At 72.8% G+C, this 7,176-nt stretch carries 8 protein-coding genes; all 8 read left to right on the top strand.

All coding sequences use genetic code 11. The features are described 5' to 3' along the window. Positions 1 to 187: 187 nt before the first annotated feature. The 8 genes from IEY87_RS37610 (at position 188) to IEY87_RS37575 (ending at position 7,170) form a co-directional block, all read left to right on the top strand. A complete protein-coding gene (locus tag IEY87_RS37610) occupies positions 188 to 364 on the top strand; it encodes a hypothetical protein (protein ID WP_189143622.1) in 177 nt (58 codons plus the stop codon). A gap of 103 nt (positions 365 to 467) precedes the next feature. Then, entirely contained in the window at positions 468 to 1,592 is a 1,125-nt protein-coding gene (locus IEY87_RS37605) for an acyl-CoA dehydrogenase family protein (protein WP_189143621.1), read from the top strand. Continuing rightward, positions 1,589 to 2,428: a phosphate/phosphite/phosphonate ABC transporter substrate-binding protein gene (locus tag IEY87_RS37600; protein WP_225277993.1), complete on the top strand. Its 840-nt coding sequence runs from the start codon at positions 1,589 to 1,591 to the stop codon at positions 2,426 to 2,428. The genes IEY87_RS37605 and IEY87_RS37600 overlap by 4 nt, the downstream gene beginning before the upstream one ends. Next, positions 2,425 to 3,624, top strand: a complete 1,200-nt coding sequence (locus IEY87_RS37595; protein ID WP_189143620.1) for a ferritin-like domain-containing protein — start codon at positions 2,425 to 2,427, stop codon at positions 3,622 to 3,624. Before IEY87_RS37600 ends, IEY87_RS37595 begins: the two co-directional genes overlap by 4 nt. 267 nt (positions 3,625 to 3,891) lie before the next feature. Next, positions 3,892 to 4,332, top strand: a complete 441-nt coding sequence (locus tag IEY87_RS37590; RefSeq protein WP_189143619.1) for a hypothetical protein — start codon at positions 3,892 to 3,894, stop codon at positions 4,330 to 4,332. A gap of 159 nt (positions 4,333 to 4,491) precedes the next feature. Beyond that, positions 4,492 to 6,366: an AfsR/SARP family transcriptional regulator gene (locus IEY87_RS37585; RefSeq protein WP_189143618.1), complete on the top strand. Its 1,875-nt coding sequence runs from the start codon at positions 4,492 to 4,494 to the stop codon at positions 6,364 to 6,366. Continuing rightward, the gene (locus IEY87_RS37580) at positions 6,363 to 6,557 is read left to right on the top strand and encodes a hypothetical protein (protein WP_189143617.1); all 195 of its coding nucleotides are present in this window, start codon (positions 6,363 to 6,365) and stop codon (positions 6,555 to 6,557) included. The genes IEY87_RS37585 and IEY87_RS37580 overlap by 4 nt, the downstream gene beginning before the upstream one ends. A 73-nt stretch (positions 6,558 to 6,630) precedes the next feature. Further along, positions 6,631 to 7,170 carry a MauE/DoxX family redox-associated membrane protein gene (locus IEY87_RS37575; protein ID WP_189143616.1) on the top strand — a complete coding sequence of 180 codons (540 nt, stop codon included), beginning with the start codon at positions 6,631 to 6,633 and terminating at the stop codon, positions 7,168 to 7,170. Positions 7,171 to 7,176: the final 6 nt, after the last annotated feature.

Genomic DNA, 7,176 nt, shown 5'->3' with positions numbered 1-7,176 from the left:
CGGCGCTTGATGGCCGCTGAAGCCGCAACGTGCGCTGACCGTAAAACTTGCTCAAGCCCCGAGCAAGATTCGGGATGGGCGCCGCCGGTCCAGGAAGGCCGATGAAAGCGTAGGGAACGCCCGGCGAGCGAGTCAGCGGAAAGGGCGGGGAAAGATGCAGGAAAGCGCGAGGGCCGATGATGCCCCCATGCGATCCACAGCAGGCGTCCCGCGCGGCCGGCCGCGTTCGCCCTTCGCAGCCGGAGCGGGCGCCCGGATCCCGGTCTTCCCGGGCGGATCCATGGCGGCGCTCGTGTCGGCGCTCATGGCGACGCTCGTAACGGCGGGAACGGGCACCGGCCGCGTGGCGCCGGGCCTGCTCTGACGCCGGGCCTGCTCTGACGCCGCGCCTCAGCTGGATCGCCGGCCTCGCCGGTCGGGCGGGGTCCGAGGGCGGAACACACCGAACCATCAATGAATGGGGCTACATGCACACCGTTGTCTCGGACGTGATCGCGGACGTGGTCGCTCCCTCCGCGGCCCAGGTCGACCGGGCCGGGGAGTTCCCGCGCGCCGCGATCGAAGCCCTGGCCAAGGCGGGGCTGCTCGGCCTGACCAGCAGCGTGGAGGTGGGCGGCGGCGGGCAGGGGCTCAGGGCCGCCGCCGAGGTCATCACCGAACTGGCCACCGCCTGCGGATCCACCGCGATGATCACTCTCATGCACTACTCGGCCACCGCGGCGCTTGAGGCGCACGGCCCGGCCGAGGTGCGCCAGGACATCGCGGCGGGCCGCTACCTGGCCATGCTGGCCTTCTCCGAGGCCGGTTCGCGCAGCCACTTCTGGGCGCCGCTGAGCACCGCCGAGGCCGACGGGGGCGAGATCCGGCTGGACGCGCGCAAGAGCTTCGTCACCGCGGCGGGCGAGGCGGACGGGTACGTCTGGTCGAGCCGGCCGCTGTCCGGTGACGGTCCCATGACGCTGTGGCTGGTGCCCCGCGACGCGGCCGGGCTGACGGTCAGCGGCTCCTACGACGGCCTCGGCCTGCGCGCCAACGCCTCCAGCCCGATGGCGGCCGAGGGGGTGCGCGTCCCCGCCGACGCCATGCTGGGCACGGACGGGGACGGGCTCGACATCGCGCTCGCCACTGTGCTGCCGACCTTCCTGGTGCTCAACGCCGCCTGCTCCCTGGGCGTCATCGAGGCGCTGGCGGCCAAGGCTCACGAGCACCTGGCCAAGACCAACCTGGCCCACCTGGGGCAGCGGCTGGCGGACCAGCTCCCGGCCAGGTCCTCCTACGCCCGCATCCGTACCAGAGCCGACCAGACCCGGGCGTTCCTGAACGACACCCTCGCCGCGCTCGAGTCCGGGCGCGAGGACGCCATGCTGCGGGTCCTTCAGGTGAAAGCCGTCGCGGCGGAGGCGGCGGTCGAGATCGGCGACGAGGTCATGCGGCTCTGCGGCGGGTCGGCGCTGCGGCGGGACCTCGGCATCGAACGGCACTTCCGCGACGCCCTGGCCGCCCGGGTCATGGCCCCCACCACGGAGGCCCTGCACGACTTCGTGGGCCGAGTCTCCTTCGGCCTGCCCCTGCTCGACGGAGGCGCGTCGTGACGCTCCTCATGGGAGCGGTGGCCTACGACGCGAAGGTGGTGCCGATCTGGACCGGGTTCCGGTCCTGGCTCCTGCGCAACGGCCTGCCGTTCGACTTCGTGCTCTACTCCCATTACGAGCGGCAGGTCGAGGACCTCGTCGCGGGACGCGTCCACGCCGCCTGGAACTCGCCGCTGGCATGGGTCCGCGCCCGGCGGCTGGCCGCCGCCGCGGGCCGCTCGGTGCGTCCGCTGGTGATGCGCGACACCGACCGCGATCTGCGCTCCGTCGTGGTCGTGCGCGCCGACTCCGGCATCGCCTCCCTGGACGACCTCAAAGGGCAGGTCGTGGGCACCGGAGCCGTCGACTCGCCACAGGCGACCCTCCTGCCGCTGCATCACCTGCGCGTCGCGGGGGCGAACTTCGAGGTACGCCGCTTCGAGGTGGGGGTGGGCCTGCACGGCGACCACATCGGCGGCGAGCGGGACGCCGCCCGGGCGCTGCTGGCGGGCGAGGTGGCCGCGGCCTGCATGGTCGACGCCAACCACCTGCTCTTCAGCCGTGAGGGCACGCTGTCTCCCGGCGCCACCCGGATCCTCACCGGCACGGCGGCCTACGACCACTGCAACATGACCGTCGTCGACTCCGCGCCGGAGGAGCTCGTCCGGCTGTTCGGCGAGCTGCTCACCGGCATGTCGTACGCCGACCCGGAGGTGCGTCCCCTCCTCGATCTGGAGGGTCTCACCGCCTGGGTGGAAGGCCGTACGAGCGGATACGGCGAGTTGGAGGCCGCGGTGGACGCCGGCGGCTTCTACGACGAGGCCGGCCGGATCACCGCCGACGGTTACCGGCCGTGACGGTCCCGGCTCTCGACCTGGGGGACGTGGGGTTCGATCGGGGCGCCCACCTCCTGCTGCGCCGGGAGCTGGCGCTGCTGCCCGTCGGCGGCCGGCTCGCGGTCGCCGGGACGGACGAGGCGCTCGTCGTGCACCTGGCCGCGTGGTGCCGCCGGGAAGGCCACGAGCTCCTCCCGGGGGACGAGCGTGACGGCCGGGTGCGCGCGTGGGTCGTCCGCGGCCGGGCCGGGCAGGACCGGTGGGCCGGCGCGGAACGGGCCGGTGGCTCCTCCCCCGCCGGCCTGATCGCCCGGCCCCCCGCGCACTGGGGGCTGGCGGCCCGTGGCGCCCTGGTGGAGTCGGGCGGCCCGGCGGTCCCCTACGACTTCGACCGCAAGGAGACCGTGTGGTCCGAGCTGGCGCCGAAGCTCTACCTGCAGGCGGTGGCCCGGCAGTGGGACCCGGTGGCGGCGGTCGCCTGGGACACCCCGTTCGAGCTGCCCGCCGAGATCGAGGCGGCGGTCGTCCAGGTGATGACCTACCTGGTGGAGAACGAACAGGCCGCCCTGGTCATCCCCGCGCGGCTGCTGGCCCGGGTGCATCCGCACTTCCGGGAGGTGACGCAACTGCTGGCCGTGCAGGCGGCGGACGAGGCCCGGCATGTCGAGGTGTTCACCCGCCGGGCGACGCTGAAGGGCGATGAGCTCGGGACCTCCTCCGTCGGCGGACGCGCCTCCCTGATGTCGCTGCTGGCCGAGCCCGACTTCTCCCTCGCCTCGTTCCTGCTGTCGGTGCTCGGCGAGGGCAGCTTCCTCAACCTGCTGTCCTTCCTGGACCGGTACGCGCCCGATCCGGTCACCCGGCGGATCGTCACCCTGGCCCACCAGGACGAGGCCCGGCACGTGGCGTTCGGCATCGCCCACCTGGAGGAGCAGGCCCGAGCCGACCCCGCTTTCCGGGGCACGCTCAGAGGGGCGATCGAACGGCGGCACGACGCGCTGGCCGACACCGCCGGCATCAACGCGGACGTGCTGGACGCCCTGACGGTGCTGGCGGCCGGTGAGTGGAGTCCCGCCGCGATCGCCCGGGGGCACGCGGCGGTCCAGGTGCTCCAGGCGGAGATGCTCGACGGCCGCAGGAACCGCCTGGTCCGGCTCGGTTTCCCGGCTGACGAGGCCGCCGACCTGGCCGCCCTGCACACCCGCAACTTCATGTGAGCGCCGCTCGTGGCGTACCGTCCCGATGCCGGTTACCAACCCCACGGCCGCTCCCTGTCAGGGTGGCCGATCAGGGCCCCAGATCGGCCGAGCGGCGGGCCCGATCCGTCAGGCGATCTTTCCGTACGGTTTCCGCCACCTGTCCGCATCCCGGATTGCGTCGAAAGTCCGATTCCTGGCCCGCGAAGGGGTTGACCGGCCGAGGCCCTCCGAATGATCGTCTACGGCGACGGCCGTGCTGCGGCCGCCCTAACGAAAGGCGCCAACGTGGACGTAGGACGCATCTCCGCTCGGGCTCTGGCGACGGCGGCCGCCGCCGCGCTCCTCCTCCAGGCCGTCCCCGCCGGGGCGACCACCGCCGCCGCCTCGCCGCAGAGCGTGTGCGGCTCCGGGTACGGGGTCATCGACTCGCTGCCGATCAGCACCGGCAAGCTGTGGGCGACGGTCTACCTGCTCTACAACAGCGGCAACGGCTACAACTGCGTAGTCACCATGAAGACGGCGGACATCGGCACCGCCACCTACACCCAGGCCCGCATCCAGGTGTCGGGATCCAGCACCATCCACCGCGACAGTGGCAACTTCACCAGCTATGCCGGTCCCGTGCGGGTGAAGGCCGCCGGCAAGTGCGTGCAGTTCGGCGGCATCGCCTCAGATCGGGGAGGTCAGACCTTCCAGTCACTGAGCTCGTGGGGACACTGCGGCTGAAGGACCATGACCAGCAGGATCGGTGCGGTCGGTGGGTGGTTCGCAGGGAGCCACCCACCGATCGACGCCCGGCCCTGATCGGGACGACGTCGTACGTCGTGTCAGGGTGAGCGGCCGGTGTGAAAGGCAGGATTGTTGCGGTTTCAACTCCTTGGCCCGATGCGGATCCAACCCGCCGGCATCCCCCTGCGGATCGCGGCGCCCAAGCAGCGCACTCTCCTCGCCATGCTGCTCGCGCACGCCGACCACCCCGTGCCGGTCACCTCGCTGGTGGCCGAGGTGTGGGATCAGCGACCGCCCCCCTCGGCGGTGGCGAACCTGCGCACCTACCTCATGCGGCTGCGCCACCTGCTCTCCTCCGCCGCCCACCCGGACGGCGAGCGGCTGGTCACCTCGGACGGTGGTTACCTGCTCAGGGTCGAGCCCGCCGAGGTGGACCTCGCCCAGTTCGAGACGTCGTCCGCCCGCGGTCGCCGGTCGCAGGAGCGGGGCGATCTCGAGACGGCGCACGACGAGTACGCCAAGGCGCTCGCGCTGTGGCGGGGAATGGCGGTCGAGGACGTGCCGCTCGGTCCCGCCCTGCGCGAGGTCGTCGCCCACCTGACCGACCACTACCTGAACACCGTCGAGGAGTTCGCGGAGGTCCAGTTCGCGCTCGGCAGGCATGCCGCGGCGGCCGAGCGGTTGCGCGCGTTGACGGTGCGATACCCGCTGCGGGAGGGACTGCGCGGCCGGCTCATGGTCGCGTTGTACCGGTGCGGCGACGTGGCCGGCGCGCTGGGCGCGTTCCGGGCGGCCCGCCAGGTCCTGGCCGACGAGCTCGACGTCGAGCCAGGTGCGGAGCTGCGCCGGTTGCACCAGGCGATCCTGCGCCGGGAACCGGACGTGGAGTCGCCGGGCGGACCGGCGGCCGTACAAGTGCGGAGCAGCCACCCCCGGCCGCGCCAGTTGCCGCGGGAGCCGGCGGTGTTCGCGGGCCGGTCGGTCGAGCTCTCCCAGGCGCTCGACGTGCTGTGGCGCGACGCCGAGGCAGGCGCCGGCTCACGGCTGCTCGCGCTGCACGGTCCCGCCGGAGCCGGGAAGACGGCTCTGGCCCTGCGGGCGGCGCACCTGGCCGGCGGTCACTACGCCGACGGCCTGCTCCACGCCGACCTGCAGGGCTCCACTCCAGGTAGGCCGCCGCTGCCGCCGGCGGAGGTGCTCGGCCGGTTCCTCCGGGCGCTGGGGGTGCCGCACGACGACGTACCCGCCACCGAGGCGGAGGCGGCGGCCGTCTACCAGTCGCTGCTGGCCGACCGGCGCGTTCTGGTGTTCCTCGACAACGCCGTGGACGCTGCCCAGGTGACGCACCTGATCCCGGCCGGCGACGGATGCGCGGCGCTGGTCACGAGCCGGCCCATGCTGTCGACCCTGGATGCCGTACAGATCTCCGTCGGCATGCTCGACCCGCCGGACTCGGTGCGGATGCTGACGATGCTGGCGGGCGAGACCCGAGTGACCGCCGAGCCCGGGGCTGCGGCCGACATCGCGCGGCTGTGCGGTCACCAGCCGCTGGCGCTGCGCATCGCCGGCGCCCGCCTCGCCGGCCGCCCCGACTGGTCGCTCGGCCGCTTCGGCGAACGGCTGCGGGACCGCGGACGGAGGCTCGACGAGCTCCAGACGGCCGGTTTGAGCGTCCGCTCCGGCTTCGAGGTGAGCGTCGCGGCGCTGGAGGAGGGCGTGAGCCCTGTCAAGGACGTGGCCGTGCGCGCCTTCCGGCTGCTGGGCGCGATCGACCTGCCCGAGGTCGGCATCGATCGCGCCGCCGAGCTGCTCGGCGTCGAGGCGAAGGTCGCCGACGCGGCGCTGGAGGAGTTGATGAAGGCGCGCCTGCTGGAGCCGATCGGCGCCGACCGCTTCCGCATGCACGATCTGCTGCGGCTCTTCGCCGCGGAGCTCGCCGCCCGGTGTAGCGCGGATGTATCGGCCCCTGTAGGCGCCCTCACTAGCGTCATGATCCAACACGCTCCTGCAGAGAGAGGTGGTTCCAGATGAACGCATTGCTGCGCGGGTTCGGTGACCGGATACTCGACCGGCTGGTGCCGAAGGCCACGGCGAAGGCGGACACCAGCTTCTACAAGCGCTGCTACTGCCGGCCGCCCGCCGACGTCATGAAGGTCTGCCACGTGGTCGGCGGCCTTTCCTCGTGCGGCCCGTGCGACACGTTCTTCATCAGGCCCTGCTGACGGCTCCGGTGTGGTTCGGCGGCGGCCGGAGTGCCGCCGCAGGACCCGGTAGGAAATGGAACGAACCGGCTAGATGATGCTCTATCTGATGACGACCTGCCGGGTGCTGCTGGCCGGGGTCTTCGTGCTGGCGCTCGCGGGCAAGGTCCGCGGGCGTGCCGACTTCGAGGCGTTCGCCGCCTCGATCAGGGCGCTCGGGCTGCTCTCGGGAGCCTGGTCCGCGCTGGCGGCGTACGCGCTGGTGGGGGCCGAGGCGGTGGTGGTGCTCCTGCTGCTGTTCCCGCCCACCGTGATCGCGGGTCTGGCCGCGGCGGGCGCGACCCTCACCGTCATGACCGCCGGCATCCTCGCCGCACTGCGCCGGGGGCGGCGCGGGACGTGCCGGTGTTTCGGCGCCTCCGACACCCCGCTCGGCCGGGTGCACGTGGTGCGCAATCTGCTGCTGATCACAGGCGCCGCCACCGGGCTCGCGGCCGGACTCGCCACCGCCGGCACCGGATCTCCCGCCCACCCCGCCGGTCTCGCCCTGGCGGCGGTCGTCGCCGCCGTGGGGATCCTGATCGTCGTACGACTCGACGACCTTGTGGCCCTTTTCACCGTCTCGTCCCGATGACCGGAA

Origin of the sequence: Nonomuraea glycinis (genome assembly GCF_014646515.1) — a bacterium.
GTDB lineage: Bacteria > Actinomycetota > Actinomycetes > Streptosporangiales > Streptosporangiaceae > Nonomuraea > Nonomuraea glycinis.
Note: the sequence above shows the minus strand (reverse complement) of the source record. Positions and strands in the feature narration are given on the sequence as shown.